The sequence below is a fragment of the Lachnoclostridium edouardi genome, from assembly GCF_900240245.1.
Taxonomy (GTDB): Bacteria; Bacillota; Clostridia; order Lachnospirales; family Lachnospiraceae; genus Lachnoclostridium_A; species Lachnoclostridium_A edouardi.
The window spans coordinates 753,340-774,972 of record NZ_OESQ01000001.1; the positions used below are offsets into that span (position 1 = coordinate 753,340).

The window sequence follows — 21,633 nt, forward strand, 5'->3', positions numbered from 1 at the left end:
TGTACATGTGTTTTATTTTTTTATTATTATGAGCACTTAGTGCCTGTATTTTAGGCCCTTACGTGGGATACATGAAAAATAGTTTCGCGCTTTGCGCTCAACTATTTTTTACTGCAGAAGAAATACTTCCTCAGTTCTGGTTCCGTGGCTTCTTGTTTCGCCGTGAGTGTTAAAGAAAATATCAATGTGATTTCCTCGTACTCCGCCGCCCTTATCCTCAGCTGTATAAACAACGCCGCCGATCATTACCTTGCTGCCGTAAGGGATCACTCTGGGATCTACGGCAATTGTGTGTGAAGCCTGGGCTATGGCTCCTGTGCTGGTGTGACGTCCCCACCCTTCTGAGCAGGAGTAGCAGGGGCAGTAGCCTGTAGTCTTAAATAGGCCCAGGGATTTCATATTCCCACTTACAGCAGATGAGGAAGAAGGCCATACAGCCTCCCCGCCGTCTGCTGTTTTCTTATACTGAACATTTCCAGGCAGCTTGGAGCCTTTTACGTAAGCCTCAATGTCATATGTGCCGTCGTCTAAATCAGACCAGTTGATTTCCGCAGAAAAACCACAGTAGGCGTTGCCTCCCTTTTGTTCCTGTACATCAGAACGCTTGCTGGAAGCAAATGCAGTAAATTCTTTTACTGCAGAATCAGAGCCCTGTTTTTTCACAAGAATCTGTACAGTGGCAGAAGTGTTTGGGGAGGAGGAATCAAAAGCCCATCCGGAAATAGATGTGTTGGAAACATGATCTAATTGTCCGGAAATTTCTCCTGCTAAAACAGTGCCTGCAGCTGAAAGAATCATTAAAAGTGTGATGGCTGTAGCAGCCATAAAATTTCGCATAGTAATAAATTTCATATTAATACCTCACTTTTTTAAAATATAGAAATATATTTTAAATATATGTAACATTTTTGTAATAAATACGGCATAAAGCATATTCTACACGAAAAAAATTATTTGTCAAGAAAAAATTTCCAGTTTTTCCTTTTTACCAGCTTTTAGTGTCCATAATTCTGCAGGTGTGATATCATATAGACATATGTTCAAAAAACTTCAAAGGAGGAAAGTATAGATGAATTACCAATTATATTTCAGCCCTACAGGAGGGACAAAAAAAGCTGTAAATATGGTTAGTTCTTTTATGAAGGCAGATTTTCAGGAAGTAGATTTTACAGAGCTTAAAGTAAGAGAAAAGGGACTTACATGCCAGGAAGAGGACGTTCTTATTGCAGGGTTTCCTGTTTATGGAGGCCGTCTTCCCCAGGTAAAGGGGCTGTTAGATAATCTTCAGGGACATCATACTCCCTGTATTCTTTGCGCCTGCTATGGAAACCGCCATTATGATGACGCTCTTTTAGAGCTGAAAGATGAAATGGAAAAAAGAGGCTTCTGCTGTATTGCAGCTGCTGCCATTGTAATCCCTCATGTTTACAGCCATATTTTGGGAGCTGGCAGACCAGATAAAGAGGATGAAAAGGAAATAAAAATTTTTGCAGAAAAAATAGATGAAAAGCTGGAAATGGGCCAGAAAATATCAGTAGATGTGCCTGGAAATATTCCGTATAAAGTATGGAATAAGCCGGAAAGGGCGCCGGAAAAAACTGACTCCTGCACAGGCTGCGGCATTTGCAGAAAAGTCTGTCCCACAGCAGCCATTGACGAGAATTTTATTGCAAATCCTAAAATATGTATTCAGTGCATGAAATGTGTAAGACAATGCCCGGCAGGAGGAAGAATTATGGATACCTCTCAGCAGAAGGCATATTTAGAGGGGAATTATAAAGAACCGCGTAAAAATGAATGGTTTCTGTAAAAGTATCCCATGTAAGTGCCTGTATTTTAGGCACTTACATGGGGTTTTACAACACAAATTCTTATATAAACTGGCTGAGAGCATAGTTGCTTAGATCAATTCCTTTTGAGGTCAGTTTGATTTCCGGCTTCCGCACTTCTAAAAGCCCTTCTTTTTCCAGCTTTTCAATTTGTTTTCCATATATATTCCACATATTGTGTCCAAATTTCTCAGCAAAGCTGCTTCCTGAAACTCCCTTTGTCATTCTTAATCCCAGAAACATAAACTCTTCCATCTTTTCTTTTGTAGTTAAAAAGTTAATATCCCTGTACAAGTTTCCCGGAAACTCTTTTCCTGTATGAATGTCTAAATATACAGACAAATCGCACTCCTTCCGAAACCTGTAGCCGCTTACATAGGAGGAAGCGCCTAATCCTAATCCCAGGTAATCTACCCCTGTCCAATATCCTATATTGTGGCGACATTCCTTCCCCGGCCTGGAATAATTGGAAATCTCATATCTTTCATAACCGTGATCTAACAGAATCTGCTCTGTCATATAGTACATTTCCCGCTCTGTATCCTCATCTGGCAAAGGCGGATACGCCTCTCCCAAACATCCATATTTATCATAAAACGGCGTGCCTGGCTCCACAATCAAGCTATATGCGGAAATATGCTCCGGTCTGAGCATCAGCACCTTTTTCATAGTCTTTTCCCAGGACTCCATTGTCTGCCCCGGCAAGGCTGACATTAAATCTACATTTACATTGTCAAACCCAGCCAGTCTGACTCTCTGAAAAGACTTGAGGAAATCATCATATGTATGGATTCTTCCTAACAGTCTTAACTCCCAATCATCGGCAGACTGAAGGCCCAGACTGATTCTGTTAATTCCTGCCATGCGGTAGATCTTCAACTTTTCTTCTGTCAATGTTCCCGGATTCGCTTCAATAGTAATCTCTGCATCCTCTTTTACATCATAATGCTGCCACACAGCAGCCATGATCTGTTCCATGCAGTCTGAAGGGAGGACGGACGGCGTCCCTCCTCCAATAAAAATGGTGCTGACCTGATAGTCTTTTACCCCAGTGCTTTCTGCAATAATTTCCTCTGTCAGTTTTTCTGCATATGCCCTTTGAACAGACATGGGAGTTACAAAGGAAAGAAAATCACAGTACTCGCATTTTCTTGCACAAAAGGGGATATGAATATATAATTCCAATTGTTTTTTATTCTTCATCTAATTTCAACACACTCATAAACGCTTTTTGCGGAATTTCCACACTGCCAATCTGACGCATACGCTTCTTTCCTTCTTTCTGTTTCTCCAGAAGCTTTCTCTTACGTGAAATATCTCCGCCGTAGCACTTGGCCAAAACGTCCTTTCTCATGGCTTTTACAGTTTCTCTGGCAATAATTTTTCCTCCTACTGCAGCCTGAATAGGAATCTCAAACAAGTGGCGAGGAATTTCTTCTTTCAGCTTCTCGCACATTTTCCTGCCTCTTTCATAAGCAGAACCTTCAAAAACAATAAAGGAAAGAGCATCTACCTCTTCTCTGTTAACCAGAATATCCAGTTTTACCAGCTCTGATCTTTCATAGCCCTTCATCTCGTAATCAAAGGAAGCATATCCTCTGGAACGCGACTTTAAGGCGTCAAAGAAATCGTATATGATTTCATTTAAAGGAAGCTCATATTTTAAAAGCGCCCGGGTAGTTTCAATGTATTCCATGCCTAAGTAAACTCCCCGTCTTTCCTGACACAGAGACATAATAGCGCCCACAAACTCTGTAGTCACCATAATCTCTGCAGACACTATAGGCTCCTCCATATATTCAATTTCTGTAGGATCAGGCAGATTTGAAGGATTGGTCAACTCCAGCATCTCTCCGTTTTTCTTGTATACCCTGTAAATAACACCTGGGGCTGTTGTCACCAAGTCCAGGTTGTACTCTCTTTCCAATCTTTCCTGAATAATCTCCAGGTGAAGAAGTCCCAGAAAACCGCAGCGGAATCCAAAGCCTAACGCCAAAGAAGTCTCTGGCTCGTAATACAGGGAGGCATCGTTTAGCTGAAGCTTCTCCAAAGCATCCCTAAGATCCGGATACTTTGCGCTGTCCGCCGGATATACGCCGCAGTACACCATAGGCGTAACCTTCTTATATCCAGGCAAAGGCTGGGCACAGGGGTTTTCTCTATTGGTAATTGTATCTCCCACTCTTGTATCCTGCACATTTTTAATGCTGGCAGTAATATATCCTACCATTCCGGCTTCCAGCTGGTCGCATGGTATAAACTGTCCGGCTCCAAAATATCCTACCTCCACTACGTCGGCAGCGGCCCCAGTGGCCATCATTTTCATAGGAGTTCCTTTTTTTATGGTGCCTTCCTTTACTCTGCAGAATACAATAACCCCTTTGTATGGATCATACAGGGAATCAAAAATAAGAGCCTTTAAAGGAGCATCTTTATCTCCATTTGGGGCAGGTATTTTATTTACAATAGCTTCTAAAACGTCGTCTACATTTAAACCTGTTTTTGCAGAAATCCTGGGTGCATCCTGGGCGTCCAGGCCGATTACATCCTCTATCTCCTCTGCTACATGATCTGGGTCTGCGCTGGGAAGGTCTATTTTATTAATTACAGGAAAAACATCTAAATCGTGGTCCAGAGCCAGATATACGTTGGCAAGGGTCTGGGCCTCTATACCCTGGGCTGCATCTACTACCAAAATAGCTCCGTCACAGGCGGCCAGGCTTCTGGAAACCTCATAGTTAAAGTCCACATGTCCAGGGGTATCAATTAAATTAAAAATATATTCTTCCCCATCCTTTGCCCTGTAAACAGTGCGGACAGCCTGAGACTTAATGGTGATGCCCCTCTCTCTTTCCAAATCCATATTATCCAAAACCTGAGACTGCATTTCCCTGCTGGTAAGAAGGCCTGTCCTTTCAATGATTCTGTCTGCCAGGGTGGATTTCCCATGATCAATATGAGCTATGATGCAAAAATTACGAATCTTACTCTGGTCAACTGACGCCATATTTCTCCTCTTTTCTAACCGGGAATCGCCCCGGAATTGTCATTCTTCCGTATCTGACTGGGAAAAACCTATTTTCTTTCCCAGCCAGCTATTACTACGAGTAAAAATATACCATTTTTTTATTTCCCTTGCAACACCATATCTAAAACTTCTGCCAGAGGTTCCATAGCATTCAGGGCTTCCTGGTATGTATTAGTCTGCGCTCCTACCTCTATAAGAGCTGATCTGGGCCTTAGATGTAAATTATATCGCAAACCTTTTAAATATATTTTTCTGGTGAACCCTGGATAATCTGCCGCCGCCTTTAACTGCATCTGAAAGCTGAAGGCCAAATTTTCCGTCCTGTAGGGATTAGGCAGGTATTCTATAGGCCCTGTTGGAGTTTGACTCATGCCGTTAAAAAACATTACAGGCGCCGTGTCCTTTCCATTTACCTGAGAAACCATATGATATCCTTCTTTTACTCCGTCCCTGTGTACATCTAAAACAACCTGAATTGATGGATTTTCCTGTAAAATTCCGCTGATTCCCTCTAATGCATAGGTGTACGCCTTGCTTCTGTCTAAATTTCCGTCCTTCAGATCATATACTGACCGGTCGTGGATGACCTGATACCCTTTTTCTTCTAAAAGCTTTGTAAGATAGTCACCTATTCCCACTACTGTCGCCTCCGGATTTTCCGGCCCATAGTCAGCGAAGGTTTCCTGAGAATGTGTGTGATAAATCAAAATTTGAGGTTCGTCTTTTATCTCCATCTGTAAATTTGTATTCAGCAGGGTTTCTGCGTTCATAATATCTCTTCCAGCGGTTGTGGAGGTGTGAACGCTGAAAAAGTTTTTCATAAGAAAATCATAATCAGCTAACTGCGCTCTGTCATAAATTTTTCCGGCCACTACCGGCTGTGATGAAGCTTCTTTACTAATGTTGGTTGATGCAGGACTCTCCGCCATAGTATCCTCCCCTCCCATAGCTAAAAGTCCTTCATATTCAGAATAAAATTCTATTGTTTCCCTGTAAGATAAATAGGAAGGGTCTTTATATTTGTTTCTCGTTTCCTCCGTATATTCGCCATACCGGAAAAGAGGAACCATATTCCAGGAAAATCTGATCCAGTCATTCATATGCTCTCCGCTTTCCCCTTCCCTTTTCTCTTTTGCCTCCAGCTTACTCGCCGGATAATACCAGCCGTAAATCCAGCTAAAACATGCAGGAAAAAACTCTTGCAGCCGTTCTGCCGTTCTTTCTGCACCATTGACCACAAAGGGATACCAGCTGCTTCTCCCGCCAAACAATACGGCGGCTATTAAACCTGCGGCACAGCCGGCTTTTAATCTTTCTCTCAGCCTTCTTCCTTTCATATCCTTCTCCTGCATAATTCACTATTAATATCATATGCAGGAAAACGCCGGCTCATCATTCTTACAGTAAAGCTCCGTGAATTCCTTCAGATATAGTAAAGCTTAAAGATTTTATTGTTTCGTCAATATCTGGAGGCGTCACATAAAAAGAGCCAAATTCCGGCTCCAAAAGCTCCCTAATCAACAGATACTGCTGATCAGGACTCATTTCCTCCACAGCTTTTCCCATGCCCTCTGTAATTTTTCTCTGCTCCAACGCTTTTACCATAGCGTTTACTGTATCCTGGACAATGGCCGCCGCTCCTACAACAGTGGGAACTCCTATAGCCAAAACAGGAATTCCTAAGCTTTCTTTTGTAAGTCCATGGCGGTGATTTCCCACTCCAGAGCCTGGATGTATTCCTGTGTCTGTCAGCTGAATAGTAGTGCCCAGCCTTTTAACTGATCTGGCCGCCAAGGCGTCAATGACAATAACTGCTTTCGGTTTTGTCTCTCCAATAATTCCTTTTAGAATCTCCGCTGTTTCCATACCAGTCTGGGCCATAACTCCAGGCACAATTCCGCTGATTTCCGGCTGATTTTCTTTTCCGGACTGAAGATGTCTTGTCACCTGCAGATTTCCAAGGACTCTGGGGCCTAATGAATCAGGCGTTACATAAGTATTTCCCAGACCTACGACCAAAACCTTCCACCTGTCTTTTGCCTCCTGATCCAGCTGCTGCTCCAGTAATTTTTTTATATGACCTGCCAGCTCCTTGGCTACCTCCTGGTGATACCCCTCGTCCTTAAACGCCATATTCCCAGCTTCTAAAGTAATATATGTGCCAACAGGCTTTCCTAAAGCCTTAGCTCCTCTTTCGTTTTTAACGCTTACCTCTGTAATAGTGATTCCTTTACTTTCTACTGTCCATTCCTTTACAGATATTCCTGATAAATCTTTACTTTCTGACGACACGCCTTCCTTTTCTTCTAAAGCCAGATCAGTTCTGATTTGAAATTTTTCACAATTTTCACTAGTCCTTATACTTTTTTTTCTGGCTGATTTCTCCTGCTTTCTCATACCCCAGGGCCTATTTTTCCTCATATTTTATTCTCCTCGTGTTTTTCTGTGTTTTTACTGGTATTTTCTGCAAAAAAACAGGAAATATGTATTGACATCCTTCACAAGTTCCGCTAAAATAACAAAGTATGTTTACATTGAACTGTCCGTGTCCAGGCTTTGATGCAAACCAATAATTATAATATGAAGATAAATTGGAGGTGTACAGATTGGCTAACATTAAATCTGCAAAGAAAAGAATTTTAGTTAACGAAACCAAAGCTGCCAGAAATAAGGCTATCAGATCCAAAGTTAAAACTGCAATTAAGAAAGTTGACGCTGCTATCGTTGCCGGTGACAAGGCTGCTGCACAGGCATGTTTAGTAGCTGCTACAACTGAAATCGACAAAGCTACAAGCAAGGGAGTTTATCATAAGAATACTTCTTCCAGAAAAGTATCCCGACTTGCAAAAGCAGTTAACGCAATGGCTTAATTATAGAACTTAATTCATAAACGTATTCCCTTCGGCTTAACCCACCGGAGGGATTTTTTTATAAAATAAAATGTCCTGTGATTATCACCTATTGGCTTATATTCATTTATGGATAATATACATTTGTGGTTCTTAGCGTTTTAATGATAACAGGAGGTGATCGTTTTGGTATCCTACGACAGACTATGGGAAACTATGAAGAAAAAGAATACCAGCCAATATCGTTTGATTAAATATTATGGTGTCAGTGCCGGCCAGATCGGCCGTCTAAAGAAAAATATGTATGTGTCCACTCATACCATTGACATGCTTTGCAATATTCTGCAATGCCGTGTAGAAGACGTAATGGAAATTACCTTAAACAATCTCTCTTCTGATGAAGTATAATACATATTTTTCACTGAATCGTAAAAGTCTGGATTCTGCCGGCTACAGCCAGCAGAAAACGGACTTTTTTTGTGGGCTTAATGATTATAAGCTCTACCCCTGGTCAGGCTTCACCATATCTGCATATAAAGCTCCTTTATATCCATTGGATTCCGGGTTAAAATAATACCATTTTCCCTGAATTTCTTTCCAGCCAGTATACATATGTCCCTGAGTGCCGTCAGCTACATTGTGAAGAAAATATACTTTTCCGTCTTTATCTGTAAACCAGCCGCTTTCCATATACCCGTGTACATTAAAATGATACCATTCCATTTTTCCTTCATATTCCAGCTGTGCCCAACAATCTGCCGGCCATGTCCCATCAGAATACTGATACCACCATCCTGTTTCATTTAGAATCCACTGACCTGAACTCCCTGATAAAGGACCTCCAACGCTGCCGGAGCTGCCGCCTCTTGAACCGCCGGAACCGCCGCCTGACCCTCCTCCTGAATTCCCGGAATTTTCTCCGTCTCCGAAGTCAGAAGGCTTTTGATTCGGGTATCCAATAAATTGGTCATCACTATCTCCCGGTTTTCCATTAGGCCCATTGTCCCACTGTTCGTCATCCTCTGTTCCCCAGATTCCGTCTTCCCCAGGGCGGGTGTTTGTGCCGTCCCCGTTATCTACATAATCGTCCTTTGTTCCGTACTCTTTGTCCTCCCCTGGGTATATTTTTTCATCATCCTGATTTCCCGGTTTTTCATCCTTCCCATTGGTGTAATGTTCATCGTCCTCTGTTCCCCAGATTCCGTCTTCCCCGGGACGGGTGTTTGTGCCATCCCCGTTATCTACATAATCGTCCTTTGTTCCGTACTCTTTGTCCTCCCCTGGGTATATTTTTTCATCATCCTGGTTTCCCGGCTTTCCGTCCTTTCCGTTGGTGTAATACTCATCATCCTCTGTTCCCCAAAGGCCATCCTTTCCCGGGCGGGTATTGCTGCCGTTGCCATTGTCTATATAATCGTCTTCTGTGCCAAATTTTTTGTCCTCCCCTGCATAAACCTGGTTTCCCTGGTCATTGATGTAATAATCATCCTCTGTCCCATAAATTCCATCTTGTCCAGGCCATATTCTTTTATCATCTGCGTTGCCTGGTTTTCCGTCCTGGCCGTTCCACCACAGCTGATCATCCTCACCGAAAAGTCCATCCTCCCCAGGGCGTTTGTTAAAATCTTTTCCGTAAATTTTGTAATCGTCTTCTGTGGCAAAGGATTGATCCATTCCCGCAAAAACCTGTTCTCCCTGAGCATCAGTATAAAAGTCATCCTCTGTTCCATATAAACCGTCCTCCCCAGGATATACTTTTATATCGTCTTCTGTTCCCGGTGTTTTGTCATCTCCATTTGTATAGTAATTATCGTCCTCTGTTCCTAAGACTCCGTCTTTTCCCGGCCTTCTGTTAGTGCCGTTTCCCAGATCCTCAAATACTAATTCCCACTTTGCTGTGAAAATACTGTTATCTGCAGTCTCATAAATCGTATCCTTATTTACAGGAGAGCTGTAATCATCTCCATACCACCCTAAAAACAGATAATCCTCCCTCTCTGCTTTTGGCAGCTCTCCTATTGGCTGACCATAAACCACATTTTTTTCTTCTTCACTGCAAATGCCTCCCTCAGGGCGAAACATCACTTTATATTGATTTGGCTCCCACTGGGCATATAGATTCACTGTCTTTCCATCTTCTGATGTAAGATTTTTTATCTCCTGGCCTGGAGAATAGCTGCTGCCCTTTCCGTCCTTTTCTGTATTCCATTCTTTAAAATGATATCCTGTTTTAAAATACAGATTTTCAGACAGTACTGTAGATTTTTCATACTGGCATATTACAGGCTCCATACTTCCCTCCGTCTCTCCGTCGCCTCCGTTATAAATGATTTTGTATTCTGCAGGCCTCCACTTCGCTGTAAAATCAATGATATCACCCTGAGTCTGACTAAGGTTTCTCACTGACTGTTTCTCCTTATATGTTTTGCCGGAAGAATCTGTCCACCCTTCAAATACATAACCTGTTTTTAAAAACTTGTTGGCAGGAAGATTGTATTCTTTATCATATTCAAGTGAAGCATTATCCATAGAGCCTGATTCTGCTCCATTTCCATGGAAACGCAGTTCATAAACAATCGGATTCCAATGTCCAAAATAAGTAGTATTTTCAGCCCCCATAAGAGTGTCAGCCGTAATCTGTCTACCCCCCGCGGCTAATGTCCACCATCCGTTAAACAAATATCCTGTCCTTTGACTTTCAGGAAGAACACCTAGTTTTTGTCCATAATCTCGGGTAATAGTACCGCCGTCCTTACCGCCATTTCCATCTAAGAAGGCCGTATACTGATTCACAGTCCATCTTGCATAATATGTAGTATCTTTATCTGGAACTTTGGTGGATGAGGTGATTTTTTCACCTCCTGTTTTTTCTGTGTACCAGCCTTCAAATTTGTAACCTGTTCTGGAAGCGGAAGGCAGATTCCCTCCAAATGTCTCTGCCGACTGAAGCTGCTTTGTGCCTCCTCCCACGCCTCCGTTAGGGTCGAAAGTAAAGTTTTTCGCCTTGGTAGCTTTTACGGCTGCCCTAATATCCCATGTAGGACTGCAGTAGGGACCAGTATTATTGTCGCCTCCTTCTCCATCATTGGCATATTTCATATAGCTGAAAGCAAATCCCGTCACATTTTCCGCCGGCTCCGGAATAACCACCTTAAACTTTATATAAGGCCGCACCATATATTTGGAAATATTTCCGTCCTCCTGATCTCTGCTGGCCCATTTTGTAATTCCTTCTATAGACAGCTTATCCCTATTATATGCCTGGAATTTACTGGCCCTTCCATCCTCGTCTCTTACATAATCCCACTCTTCATTTTCCTGATCGTACTCAGCATAAAAAATTTCACTTTGAGTATAAGAGGAGGAACCGCTGTACTCATATTCAAATTGATCGGCTCCTCTGCTGCTTTTGGCCGTAATCTGAGCCACGTCAAAGCCTAAAAGTCCTGTATAGGAGGAACTTCCTGTTGGGTGGTCCGAGGACATATAATAATCATAGTCCTGGGAATATGTTCTGGCCTTTGCATTGTTTGTAAAAACTCCAAAACGCAGACCTCCTATTGCGCTTGAAATTCCTGCAGTGCTGAACTGGGAATCTGTATACTCATATTCAATTACTACATTTTCTCCCTGTGCATAAATTTTCGGAGTGCCCCATTCTGCTCCCAGAGCCCTGCTTTTGTAAAGAGACTGCCCGCCAATGGTTCCGTCCTGGCTGCAGCTATACCAGCGGACCTGCTTTTCCTTAACATTTTCTGTATTCTCAATATATCCGTAAAAATACCAGGCCGCAGTTCCATAATAGTCGTCTTCACTGCTGATTTCCCATACATCATAGTGAGTTTTATCCTGGTTTATGCCGAAATCTTCCAGACACACCGCAGAGGTCCCTTCTAATATCTGAAGCTCCTCCCATGCCTCTGCCTCAGGCTCTGCGCTGCGGTAAATCAACGGGGCTAAGGTTGTATATTCCTCTTCTGGAAATATACAATTTGTTTCCGGATCAACTCTGCCTCCTTCACTGCAATCATACCATCCCGGAAGGTCCTCCTCGTCCCAGACGCCGTAGATTCTATAATATTTTTTGCCGTCCCGGCCAAAAAACATATACCAATCCCCTGTCTTAGTATAGTAGGACGGCACCAGTTCTTTATCCGGCTCCATTATTAGAAAAGAACTATCATCCTCCAAGACCTCTGCTTCTGACAAAGAAGCCTTCTTTTTTGGATCTAAAATCTCGGCCTCAGAAATCGTGGCTGTGCCTGTCTGCCCATAGGAAGCTAAGCCGGACCCGCACAAAATGGGGGTAAGGACTGCGGCTGCCAGGCAGAAATTAAAATATCTGCTGAGTTTTTTTATTTTATTTTTAATCATTCATTAACCTTTCTGAAAAATTTGTTGTTGGTAAAATGGCAGAATCTGCCTGATAAATAGAATAAAGCTATGTGATTTCCTTTACAGCGCGCCAACTTGTACAGACTGTAAGACTTGTTCCACTTCTATGTTGTTCATTAAAAATTCCGGAATTATCTGCCTGATCAGGCAATGAATCAGAAATGTCCCTTGAAAGGATCTGTATGGTGTAACTATAACATTCTTCTTTTCCAACGTCAAGAGCGTTATAAAAATAAATTTTTAGTACCATATTTTTCCTGTTTGTACTATAATGGAAGGATGCACTTTAGAAGCAGACCTTTATATTTACAGAACAAATGACAATTCTATTGCAAAGGAGGAACTATTTATGAAAACTTTAAAGACAAGACCTGCATCCGCTCCTCAGCACCTTGATTGGCTGGCGCCAGAGGCACTGCCTATTCTGACTCAGATTATTGTCAGTAATAAGGGGACTCTCTCTTTTGGAAAAAATGCCAGGACTATCCTGCCAGAATATGTGGACATTGGTTTTAACCCAGATTGTCTCCAGCTGTTTATCCGTCAGGCAGAAAACCAAAGCCGTTCTTTCCACGTATCCTCTACCCCCAAAAAGCTGGCTCAGTTATCCCGCATTCTTCAAAATCAAAATATTCCTTTTCCCGCCATATTTCTCTTTGACCAGGAAATAGAGCTTGAACGTACACATTACTGGGCCTTTTCTCTAAAGGAAAAAACTGAAGATTACCTGCTGCGCAAAATAAAGGAGTTAAAGCAATCCAGTATTCAGAACGCCCGCTGTTCCCAGGAAATGATAGATCTTCTTGGTCTGTATCAATCTTCTATTCAAAGCCTTTTAAGAACTACATCCAGGTCAATACCAATGGAGGACCGGCGGGCCATCGGGCAGGAGGCTTTTATTGACGCAGTAATAGAATATAATGAAAATCTGTACGAATTCTCTCAATTTGCCATGACATATGTGAAAAACACATTACAGAAGGCTGGCGGCAGCTATCAATATACTTTTTCCGAAACCTGTACCCTGGACGGGCGCTCCCCCTATCCTGAGGACGATTTCTCGCTGTATCGGATTTTGGCGGATGCACATATGCCGGACGTTGATTTCCTTTTGGAACAGGAAGATTTTCTTTCTTTACTTTCAGAACCAGAACAAACCTTGCTGCAAATGTCGGCTTCCGGCTATTCTGAAAAAGAAATTTTAAATGCCTGCCGCCTTTCTTCCAGCCAATATAAACAAATGATTATTTCAATATTAGCAAAATACCAAAATTATTCCGTGTAATTACTATTAGTGTACAATTCCTTTCTGCAACCCCTAAACCTTACAATAAAATTACTTGACATAACACTATTTTGCCTTTATAATTCCATTTAGTTTACAAAGTGAACTTTTTTAAGTGAGGAAATGGAATAATGAAAGAATATCACTGGCTGGAAATGATGGAAAATATGCAGGCTCTGCGGCTTTTTTCCAGCTTAAATATCAGCCGCGCAAAAAAGAATCGAATTGTTTCATCCCAGGAAATAGATTTGCTGTCCCGTCTAATTCTGTCCCAAACGCCTTTAACCCCCTCTGATTTAAGCAAGGCCATGGGGCTAAAAAAGTCTATTATCAGCCGCCTGACAGAACAGCTGGAGATGAAACGGCTGCTGGAAAGGTCTTATGATTCTAAAGACAAAAGAGTTTGCAGACTTTCCATTACTCAGACTGGAAATCAAATTTTAACTGAAATTTATACTGAATATTTGTCTCCTGTATACGCTCTCCAAAGGTCTTTAGGCGACAGTAAGTTCAGTCAGCTTATGTCTCTGATTAAAGAGGCCAATAAAAATTCAGGAGGAAAATTATGACCTTTTATCAGGAATTACAGCTAAATCAAGCTGGCTCTAAAGCCTTAATACGCCATTCAGGTACAAAGACAGAAAAGCTTAAGCATACTGCCGTTTATATGTTTAAGGTTGCTTTAACTTTAGGATTTTGTATGGCCTTCGTCTTATTTTACAGTAAAATCTTTGGGGCTGATAACAGTATTACAGGAGTAGTCGTGCTCCTTGCCGTCATGGTATTCAGACAGGCTGACTTAGGTATCCATGCAAAACACGGTGTTCCTGTGATGCTTTTTCTGTTTGCCGTTATGGCCTTTGGCCCTCATCTGGCCAATATAGCCGGTCCTTTTCCCGGATTTTTTATCCATGCAGCATGTATTTTTTTACTTATGGTATTAGGCTGCCACAATGTAATTATGTCCAATCATTCCACCTTTGTGCTGGGATATTTACTGTTGTTCGGCTACGACGTATCTGGAAAGGCCTATTTTCTGCGCGTAGTGGGAATGGCTGTAGGAGCTGTTTTTACTGGAATCATTTACTGGCGCAATCACCGCAAACGCACCTATAAGCGAACTGTTCTGCAGGTTTTTAAAGAATTTCGTTTATTCTCCGCCCGCAGCAGATGGCAGCTTCTTATTACATTAGGCGTGTCCTCCTCTATACTGTTAGCTCAGCTCCTTCGCCTGCCCCGCCCTATGTGGGTAGGCATTGCGGCTATGTCCGTGCTTCTGCCCTTTCAAAATGACTTGTCTTACAGAGTGCGCCGCAGGATTCCCGGCAATATAATGGGAGGTTTTTTGTTTGTTGGACTTTACATCATTCTTCCTCCTTCTTTCATTCCCTTTCTTGGAATCCTGGGCGGCATAGGAGTAGGATTTTCCGCCACTTACATTTGGCAGTCTGCCTTTAACTCTCTGGGATCTATTTCTATAGCGGCAGGACTTTTAGGTTTTCCTCAGGCTGTATTTTTCCGGGTGCTTAATAATATGCTGGGCGCTGTTTACGGCTTTATCTTTCACCAGGCCCTTAACAAAACTATGAATTATTTTCAGAATCGAATTGAGACTGGACAGCAGGCTGCTTAGACATGTTAAAAAAGCTGTATGGCAAGGTACAAAAAAACCTTCCGCCATACAGCTTTTCACTTTTAAGCTTCTATTTTGTATAATTGTCAAAATATCCCTGAATGTAAATAATAGGAGTTCCCTTGTCGCCGCTTCCTGAGGTCAGATCAGCTAAAGAACCAATGAGATCTGTAAGGCGTCTTGGAGTAGTTCCCTGAGTCACCATAGTTCCCTTTAAGCTGGCAGCCTTTTCATCCTTGTCATGGATATAACTTTTAATGGCTTCCTTCAGTTCTTCACCAGAAAGCCCTGCAAAATCATTGTCAGCCAAATATTTTAATTTTACTTCATTTGGAGTTCCCTCCAGGCCTTTGGTATAAGCAGGAGATACCACCGGATCAGCTAACTCCCAGATCTTTCCTACAGGATCTTTAAATGCTCCGTCTCCATAAATCATAACCTCAACATTTTTTCCTGTTTTTTCTTTCATCATGGAGTAGATTCTGTCTACCATATCCTGACAGTGAATAGGGAACAGCTTTACTGTGTCCTCTGTAGCTTTATTGGAACCTAAAAGACCATATCTGTCGTTGTAACCGCTTCCGTCAATGCTCTCTGTCATAATATCGTCCAGAGAATAAACCTTTTTTGCTCCGTTTGCTAAAAGGATTTTCTTTGTTCTCTGTCTTGTGTGAATGTCGCAGTTTAAAATACTTGTGGCATATTTCAGAATTGCTTTTGGATTATTGGCGAAAATAATCTCCACCTCTGCGCCGGCCTCTTTAATCAACTGCTTATAGTACTCTACATAGTCTACTCCTGTAAAGTAGTGCTTCTGATAGCCAAAATAATCTCTGTACTGAGCTTCTGTCAGCACATCGCTCCAGGGATTTACATTTTTCTCATCTAATAAATCCATATCTACTAAGTGATTTCCAACTTCATCTGAAGGATAGCTGAGCATCAGCACAACCTTTTTACAGCCCTTAGCAATTCCCTTTAAACAGATGGAAAAACGGTTTCTGCTGAGAATTGGGAAGATTACTCCTACAGTATCGTCGCCAAACTTTTTCTCTACATCCTGGGCAATCTGATCTACACTTACATAGTTGCCCTGTGCTCTTGCCACTACAGCCTCAGTCACAGCTACAACATCTTTGTCTCTAATTTCAAAATTCTCTGACTCAGCAGCTGCCAATACAGAGTCTACTACGATCTGGGCCAGATCGTCTCCCTCGCGTATAATTGGCGCTCTAACTCCTCTTGATACAGTTCCCACCATTCTATCCATATTGATCGTTCTCCTGTGTTTTCAAATTTTCTGCGCCATAGGCGGCGCGGACCTTTATGTATTATACTATAATTTTTATCCCCCTACAAGTTTTTTTCTTTCACCAGCCACCCAAATGCCGCTTTTTTTATGTAATCCCAAAATCCGGCTTTTTCTACAGACCCGTCTGTGACAATCTCTACCTGACCTAATTCTTTTCCTCCCAAACTATACCGCAGCACTCCGGCTTTCTGTCCAGGTTCCACAGGGGCCTGCAGGGCTTCTTCCAGCTCCGCAGTTTTCTCTACAGCCGAAAAATCCTCCCCGTTCATACCCAGATAAGAAAAGGTTCCTTCATATTTTAAAGGCACTTCTTCCGTTTTTCCTCCCAAAACCTTCATGTTCTCCAAAGGCGGCATCTCTTTATCTTCATAAAGACTGCAGTTTGCATATCCATAATTCAGCATAGAAACTGCATCTGCAAACCTGGCCTTATAATCAGGCGCCGCCATAACTACTGCAATCAGCCTGACTCCGTCCTTATTTGCCGTTGCAGAAAGACAATATTTTGCAATGGATGTGGAGCCTGTTTTTAAACCTGTAACTTCAAAATTTGTAGCCATTTTCAAAAGCTTGTTAGTATTGGACAGTCCAAATTCTTTTGTGCCCTGCTTTGTTACATGAGTAATATTTTCCATCCATATTGTAGAATAATTGTGAATCTGGGGATACTTGTTAATCAGCTCTCTGGACATTAAAGCAATGTCTCTGGCTGTAGTCAAATGAGTAGGCGATTCCGTCAAGCCGCAGCAGTCCTCAAAATGAGTGCCTGTCATTCCAAGGCCCTGGGCCCTTTCGTTCATCATTCTTACAAATTCCTGCTCACTTCCGGCTATGTATTCTGCCATAGCTACAGAAGCGTCATTTCCGGAGGCTACCACAATACATTTAATTAAGGTTTCAACTGTCTGTACCTCGCCTTCCTCTAAAAAGACCTGGGAGCCTCCCATGGATTTTGCATAGGCGCTTGTCACTACCTGATCGTCCAGCTTGATTTTCCCTGAATCCAGCGCGTCAAAAATCAGAATCAAGGTCATAATTTTTGTTATACTTGCCGGGCTTCTCTGTTCATCTGGATTCTTTTCAAAAATTACCTGGCCTGTGCCTGCTTCCATTAAAATCCCACTTGGCGCCTGAATATCTACCGCCCCCGTGGCCGCAGTCTCTTCTGTTTCTGCAATTCTCTGAATTACTGCATCACTGCTTACCGACACGGCTACCTCTTTAGCCGCTACATTTTCCACTGGAATAAGAACAGCCAGCAGTATTGTAAGCAAAATGACTTGTATTCTTTTCATAACATCCCTGCCTATTTCTGCCATTATTAATGTATAAGCCGTTTTTTCTTCATTCATACTTTTTATTTTAAAAATGTAAGAGAAATTTTATGACAAAATACGACGCCATATGATATACTAGCTTATAAGAACAAAGAACTTTAAGAATCATTCACAAGGTATTCTAAAGGTGTTACTTTTTTAAGATAAATTACGGGAGTTGTTTTAATATGAGTAAAAGTGAATATAGAAGAAGAGTCAGCCGCAGAAGAAGACGAAGATTTATCAGCCATTTGCCTGTGGTTTTCCTTTGTTTAGCCGCGGCTGTTATATTAGGCTTTGCCGTATGGTTCCTTACGGGAAAGATAAAAGGCCATTTTTCTTCCAATGTGAATGGGGCCACCCCCAGCAATGCTTCAGAGATCAATCCGGATTCCTCTTCCCAGGATAATGGCTCAGATGACCCGGCTCAGACGGATGCAGAAAATAATTTAACCGGCGTGGATGCTTTAATCGCCCAGGCAGACCGTCTTGCCGCAGGATATGACTATGACAAGGCCATTGCCCTGCTTTCTGAAAATGAAGAATATGCCTCAGATCCAAAGGTGTCTCAGGCTATCGCCGGATATGAAGCTGTTAAGTCCACCTTAGTCCGGGCAAATCCTAAGGAAGTTACCCATGTATTTTTCCACTCTCTGATTATGGACACTTCCAAAGCTTTTGACGGGGACAGCAGAACTCCCGGATATAACCAGGTGATGACTACAAAAGATGAATTTATGAAAATTCTTCAGTCAATGTATGACAAAGGTTTTGTGCTGGTTAGAATCCACGATATTGCATATGAGGTTACTGATGAAAATGGTCAGCCTCATTTTAAGGAAGGGGATATTATGCTGCCGGAGGGCAAAAAGCCTTTCGTTATGTCTCAGGACGACGTGTGCTATTATGAATATATGGAGGGGGACGGATTTGCCAGCAGAATTATTATAGGCCCTGACGGCAAGCCTACTTGTGAAATGAAAATGGATGATGGTTCCGTCTCTGTAGGTTCTTATGATTTAATTCCTCTGTTAGAGGATTTTATTCAGGAGCATCCTGATTTTTCTTATAAAGGCGCCAGGGCGATTATTGCTTTTACAGGATATAACGGTATTTTAGGCTACCGCACAGATGAGTCCTACAGGGACACAAATCCTAATTTGGAGGCTGACAGGGAGACTGCAAAGCAAGTAGCTCAGTGTCTTAGAGATAACGGCTGGGAGCTGGCTTCTCACAGCTGGGGCCATAAAAATCTGGGGGGAGTAGATATTGACACTTTCCATGCAGATACTGACAAATGGGAAAGCCAGGTAGAGTCTCTGATCGGTCCTACTGATATTATTCTCTATCCTTTTGGAGCAGAAATAGGCGACTGGCATCCATATACTACTGACAATGAACGTTTTGTCTATCTTTATAATGCAGGCTTCCGCTATTTCTGTAATGTAGACTCCAGCCAGTACTGGGTTCAGATTCAGGATACTTATATGCGCCAGGGCAGACGCAATCTGGACGGCTACAGAATGTATTATGATCTTCCTGAAACTAATCCCACAAAAGATCATTTAAGCGATCTTTTTGATGTTTCTGAAGTCTTCGACAGAAGCAGACCTGTGCCTGTACCTCCTATGGGAGGCGGCGACCAGTCAGGCCAGGCGTAATCTTTTCACTGATAACAAAGGAGCTGCCACAATATAACCAGTTTAATATCTGATTCATATTGCAGCAGCTCCTGTATATTTATACTGACATTTTAAAATTGTACTATATCTTTGATTTCTTTATCCGGCTCTACTGATTCTGCGTAAAGAAGAGGTCCTTCTCCGCCGTAATCCTTCCAATATTCCACGGCAACCTTAGCCCGCACCTTTACCCAATTTCCGTTTTCCAACAGTCTGGCTTCTCTGGCCTTGCACACAAATCCCAGAAATGTCATATCAGCCTCACAGCAGGTCATTGCCATTCTTCCCGGAACAAAGTAATTTTTAGGAAAATCAGGAGCTTTCATTACCATGGCGGTAAATTCCACAACCTTTCCCACATATCGCTCCGGCTTATCCATACAGTCAATATACCAGATTCCATAGTCCTCAGGGCTGATCTGGATTACATCTGCTTTCATGTCATATGGCAGATCTTCTTCTGTAATCTCCGGCTCCACCTCTCCCTCTAAGGTTTCGAATACAATATCAGCCTTCCGTCCCATGGCCTTAATGGTACGTCTGTAAACGCCTAAGGTTTCTTCTTCAATTCCGTCGCAGCGGTTCATAATCACCAGCTCTGTATTCCTTAACATGGCTCCTAAAAGAGGCTTCATATTTTTTAAATACAAATCAAAGGTAGATCCGTCTACAATGGTAATCTGCTGATAAATTACCCAGTCCTCAGGAATTTTTAAGTCATCCTGATTCCACATGCCGTTCCACTCAATTACAACTCTTTCCGGATTGTAAAGCAGTTCTATTTCCTCCAGCCACTGAGGCGTCATCTGGGAAAAATCTTCTACATAAACGACTGCTGTGTTAGTCTCTTCTAAAAGCTGCTTATCATACTCAGTATCTCCTTCTTCGCAGACAATTAAAAGCGTTTTTCCCTCTACCTGAAAGTATTCCTGCTCCATAGTAAAAGAAAGAAATTCTGTTTTTCCGGCTTCCAGAAATCCATTTATTAAAAATACCGGCATTACATCATCTTCAATCATTGGTCCCATATTATTAACTCCTGCCAAATGCTTTTTTCAGTTCTTCCTCTTTTAAGTTTGCTCCGATTACACAAACCTTCCCTGTATACTCAGGATTGCCTATGCGGATCTCATATTCCTCTGGAACCAGGTCAAAGTAATACCACTGGCCTTCCTCTTCTCCAGGAACCATTCCCTTTGCTCTAAGCACATCTCCGTAGGAGGCTCCATAAGCCAACTCGTCCAGCACCGCCTCCAGGTCTTCCTTTTTGCAGGGACCTACATGCTCCAGCCCCCAGCTTGTAAAAACTTCATCTGCATGATGATGGTGATGATCATGCTCATGGTCGTGGCCGCAACCGCAGTGCTCTCCGTGGTCGTGATCGTGATGATGGTCATGCTCGTGATGATCATGGTCGTGATGGTCATGGTTGTGGCCACAGCTGCAGTGCTCTCCGTGGTCGTGATCGTGGTGATGGTCATGCTCATGGTGATCATGCTCATGGTCGTGGTCATGCTCGTGATGGTCATGGTCGTGGCCGCAGCCACAGTGCTCTCCATGGTCGTGATGATGGTGATGTTCTTCAAATGTTTTCATTGCCTCTGCCATCAGCTCTTCTTCCATAGTATCAGGTTTTTCAATTATTTCTAAAAGCTGAGCCCCTGTCAGCTGGGAAGACGGGGTTGTTACAATTATTGCCTTTTCATTTCTGGATCTGATCATGTCTACAGCCGCCTGTACCTTTGCACTTGGAGCCACGTCTGTTCTGCTGAATACAATGGTGCCTGCAAAATCTATTTGATTATTAAAAAACTCTCCGAAATTCTTCATATACATTTTGCATTTAGAGGCATCTACAATAGTAACCGCGCTGTTTAATACAACATCCAGATCAGAGGCCACATCCCGCACAGCCTTCATTACATCAGACAGCTTTCCCACTCCTGACGGCTCGATAACTACACGGTCAGGTTTATATTTTACAAGCACTTCCTCTAAAGATTTTCCAAAATCCCCTACTAAGGAACAGCAAATACAGCCGGAATTCATTTCTCTGATTTCAATACCTGAATCCTTTAAAAAGCCTCCGTCAATTCCAATCTCGCCAAACTCATTTTCAATCAGCACTACCTGCTCGCTTGCTATAGCTTCCTCTAACAGTTTTTTAATAAATGTAGTTTTGCCTGCTCCTAAAAATCCTGAAATAATATCTATTTTTGTCATGGTGTCCATCCTCCTTTATATGCCATTTAAATCTAAAAGCAATAGTAGCACAATCAATTTTAAATATCAAGGGCAGACGGC

17 protein-coding genes are annotated in these 21,633 nt (G+C 42.4%); 7 read left to right on the top strand and 10 right to left on the bottom strand.

Annotation, left to right across the window (positions count from 1 at the left end):
* Positions 1 to 108 precede the first annotated feature (108 nt).
* A complete protein-coding gene (locus tag C1A07_RS03475) occupies positions 109 to 852 on the bottom strand; it encodes a 3D domain-containing protein (RefSeq protein ID WP_101875876.1) in 744 nt (247 codons plus the stop codon).
* 217 nt (positions 853 to 1,069) lie between these two features.
* Here C1A07_RS03475 and C1A07_RS03480 point away from each other — a divergent pair, with 217 nt between their 5' ends.
* Positions 1,070 to 1,810: an EFR1 family ferrodoxin gene (locus C1A07_RS03480; RefSeq protein WP_101875877.1), complete on the top strand. Its 741-nt coding sequence runs from the start codon at positions 1,070 to 1,072 to the stop codon at positions 1,808 to 1,810.
* Between the two features lie 61 nt (positions 1,811 to 1,871).
* Here C1A07_RS03480 and hemW read toward each other — a convergent pair whose 3' ends face one another.
* From hemW to gpr, 4 genes are all read right to left on the bottom strand, one after another.
* Positions 1,872 to 3,032: a radical SAM family heme chaperone HemW gene (hemW, locus tag C1A07_RS03485; protein ID WP_101875878.1), complete on the bottom strand. Its 1,161-nt coding sequence runs from the start codon at positions 3,030 to 3,032 to the stop codon at positions 1,872 to 1,874.
* Positions 3,022 to 4,836, bottom strand: coding sequence for a translation elongation factor 4 (gene lepA / locus C1A07_RS03490; RefSeq protein ID WP_101875879.1), 1,815 nt, complete (start codon positions 4,834 to 4,836; stop codon positions 3,022 to 3,024). The genes hemW and lepA overlap by 11 nt, the downstream gene beginning before the upstream one ends.
* Before the next feature lie 119 nt (positions 4,837 to 4,955).
* Complete coding sequence (gene spoIIP / locus C1A07_RS03495; protein WP_242972236.1) at positions 4,956 to 6,194, bottom strand: stage II sporulation protein P; 1,239 nt, start codon at positions 6,192 to 6,194, stop codon at positions 4,956 to 4,958.
* A 61-nt stretch (positions 6,195 to 6,255) separates the two neighbouring features.
* Positions 6,256 to 7,278, bottom strand: coding sequence for a GPR endopeptidase (gpr, locus tag C1A07_RS03500; protein ID WP_242972237.1), 1,023 nt, complete (start codon positions 7,276 to 7,278; stop codon positions 6,256 to 6,258).
* 185 nt (positions 7,279 to 7,463) lie between these two features.
* On the opposite strand from gpr, the gene rpsT reads away from it, so the two are divergent.
* Together rpsT and C1A07_RS03510 are read left to right on the top strand one after the other, a co-directional pair.
* On the top strand, positions 7,464 to 7,727 hold the full coding sequence (gene rpsT / locus C1A07_RS03505) for a 30S ribosomal protein S20 (protein WP_101875880.1): 264 nt from the start codon (positions 7,464 to 7,466) through the stop codon (positions 7,725 to 7,727).
* Between the two features lie 165 nt (positions 7,728 to 7,892).
* On the top strand, positions 7,893 to 8,114 hold the full coding sequence (locus C1A07_RS03510) for a helix-turn-helix domain-containing protein (RefSeq protein WP_101875881.1): 222 nt from the start codon (positions 7,893 to 7,895) through the stop codon (positions 8,112 to 8,114).
* 93 nt (positions 8,115 to 8,207) lie between these two features.
* Here the strand turns inward: C1A07_RS03510 and C1A07_RS03515 are convergent, their stop codons facing one another.
* Positions 8,208 to 12,080 carry an InlB B-repeat-containing protein gene (locus C1A07_RS03515; RefSeq protein ID WP_101875882.1) on the bottom strand — a complete coding sequence of 1,291 codons (3,873 nt, stop codon included), beginning with the start codon at positions 12,078 to 12,080 and terminating at the stop codon, positions 8,208 to 8,210.
* Between the two features lie 370 nt (positions 12,081 to 12,450).
* Between C1A07_RS03515 and C1A07_RS03520 the strand changes: the two genes are divergently transcribed.
* From C1A07_RS03520 to C1A07_RS03530, 3 genes are all read left to right on the top strand, one after another.
* A complete protein-coding gene (locus C1A07_RS03520; protein WP_101875883.1) occupies positions 12,451 to 13,386 on the top strand; it encodes a hypothetical protein in 936 nt (311 codons plus the stop codon).
* Between the two features lie 131 nt (positions 13,387 to 13,517).
* Positions 13,518 to 13,955 carry a MarR family winged helix-turn-helix transcriptional regulator gene (locus tag C1A07_RS03525; protein ID WP_101875884.1) on the top strand — a complete coding sequence of 146 codons (438 nt, stop codon included), beginning with the start codon at positions 13,518 to 13,520 and terminating at the stop codon, positions 13,953 to 13,955.
* Positions 13,952 to 15,019, top strand: a complete 1,068-nt coding sequence (locus C1A07_RS03530) for an FUSC family protein (RefSeq protein WP_101875885.1) — start codon at positions 13,952 to 13,954, stop codon at positions 15,017 to 15,019. The genes C1A07_RS03525 and C1A07_RS03530 overlap by 4 nt, the downstream gene beginning before the upstream one ends.
* A gap of 70 nt (positions 15,020 to 15,089) precedes the next feature.
* Here the strand turns inward: C1A07_RS03530 and C1A07_RS03535 are convergent, their stop codons facing one another.
* Together C1A07_RS03535 and C1A07_RS03540 are read right to left on the bottom strand one after the other, a co-directional pair.
* Positions 15,090 to 16,289 carry a coenzyme F420-0:L-glutamate ligase gene (locus C1A07_RS03535; protein ID WP_101875886.1) on the bottom strand — a complete coding sequence of 400 codons (1,200 nt, stop codon included), beginning with the start codon at positions 16,287 to 16,289 and terminating at the stop codon, positions 15,090 to 15,092.
* An 83-nt stretch (positions 16,290 to 16,372) separates the two neighbouring features.
* Complete coding sequence (locus tag C1A07_RS03540; protein ID WP_101878026.1) at positions 16,373 to 17,626, bottom strand: D-alanyl-D-alanine carboxypeptidase family protein; 1,254 nt, start codon at positions 17,624 to 17,626, stop codon at positions 16,373 to 16,375.
* A gap of 209 nt (positions 17,627 to 17,835) precedes the next feature.
* On the opposite strand from C1A07_RS03540, the gene C1A07_RS03545 reads away from it, so the two are divergent.
* A complete protein-coding gene (locus tag C1A07_RS03545; protein ID WP_101875887.1) occupies positions 17,836 to 19,308 on the top strand; it encodes a polysaccharide deacetylase family protein in 1,473 nt (490 codons plus the stop codon).
* Positions 19,309 to 19,400: 92 nt separating this feature from the next.
* Here the strand turns inward: C1A07_RS03545 and C1A07_RS03550 are convergent, their stop codons facing one another.
* Both C1A07_RS03550 and C1A07_RS03555 read right to left on the bottom strand, forming a co-directional pair.
* The gene (locus tag C1A07_RS03550; protein WP_101875888.1) at positions 19,401 to 20,357 is read right to left on the bottom strand and encodes a TIGR03943 family putative permease subunit; all 957 of its coding nucleotides are present in this window, start codon (positions 20,355 to 20,357) and stop codon (positions 19,401 to 19,403) included.
* 4 nt (positions 20,358 to 20,361) lie between these two features.
* Positions 20,362 to 21,552, bottom strand: coding sequence for a CobW family GTP-binding protein (locus C1A07_RS03555; RefSeq protein WP_101875889.1), 1,191 nt, complete (start codon positions 21,550 to 21,552; stop codon positions 20,362 to 20,364).
* Positions 21,553 to 21,633: the final 81 nt, after the last annotated feature.

Excerpts from the sequence above, each read along its gene's own strand:
- C1A07_RS03545 (WP_101875887.1), top strand. The coding sequence starts at position 17,836 with ATGAGTAAAAGTGAATATAGAAGAAGAGTCAGCCGCAGAAGAAGACGA.
- spoIIP (WP_242972236.1), bottom strand. The coding sequence starts at position 6,194 with ATGAAAGGAAGAAGGCTGAGAGAAAGATTAAAAGCCGGCTGTGCCGCA.
- lepA (WP_101875879.1), bottom strand. The coding sequence starts at position 4,836 with ATGGCGTCAGTTGACCAGAGTAAGATTCGTAATTTTTGCATCATAGCT.
- C1A07_RS03535 (WP_101875886.1), bottom strand. The coding sequence starts at position 16,289 with ATGGATAGAATGGTGGGAACTGTATCAAGAGGAGTTAGAGCGCCAATT.
- C1A07_RS03480 (WP_101875877.1), top strand. The coding sequence starts at position 1,070 with ATGAATTACCAATTATATTTCAGCCCTACAGGAGGGACAAAAAAAGCT.
- gpr (WP_242972237.1), bottom strand. The coding sequence starts at position 7,278 with ATGAGGAAAAATAGGCCCTGGGGTATGAGAAAGCAGGAGAAATCAGCC.
- C1A07_RS03520 (WP_101875883.1), top strand. The coding sequence starts at position 12,451 with ATGAAAACTTTAAAGACAAGACCTGCATCCGCTCCTCAGCACCTTGAT.
- C1A07_RS03540 (WP_101878026.1), bottom strand. The coding sequence starts at position 17,626 with ATGAAAAGAATACAAGTCATTTTGCTTACAATACTGCTGGCTGTTCTT.
- C1A07_RS03555 (WP_101875889.1), bottom strand. The coding sequence starts at position 21,552 with ATGACAAAAATAGATATTATTTCAGGATTTTTAGGAGCAGGCAAAACT.
- C1A07_RS03515 (WP_101875882.1), bottom strand. The coding sequence starts at position 12,080 with ATGATTAAAAATAAAATAAAAAAACTCAGCAGATATTTTAATTTCTGC.
- C1A07_RS03530 (WP_101875885.1), top strand. The coding sequence starts at position 13,952 with ATGACCTTTTATCAGGAATTACAGCTAAATCAAGCTGGCTCTAAAGCC.
- C1A07_RS03550 (WP_101875888.1), bottom strand. The coding sequence starts at position 20,357 with ATGGGACCAATGATTGAAGATGATGTAATGCCGGTATTTTTAATAAAT.
- C1A07_RS03525 (WP_101875884.1), top strand. The coding sequence starts at position 13,518 with ATGAAAGAATATCACTGGCTGGAAATGATGGAAAATATGCAGGCTCTG.
- hemW (WP_101875878.1), bottom strand. The coding sequence starts at position 3,032 with ATGAAGAATAAAAAACAATTGGAATTATATATTCATATCCCCTTTTGT.
- C1A07_RS03475 (WP_101875876.1), bottom strand. The coding sequence starts at position 852 with ATGAAATTTATTACTATGCGAAATTTTATGGCTGCTACAGCCATCACA.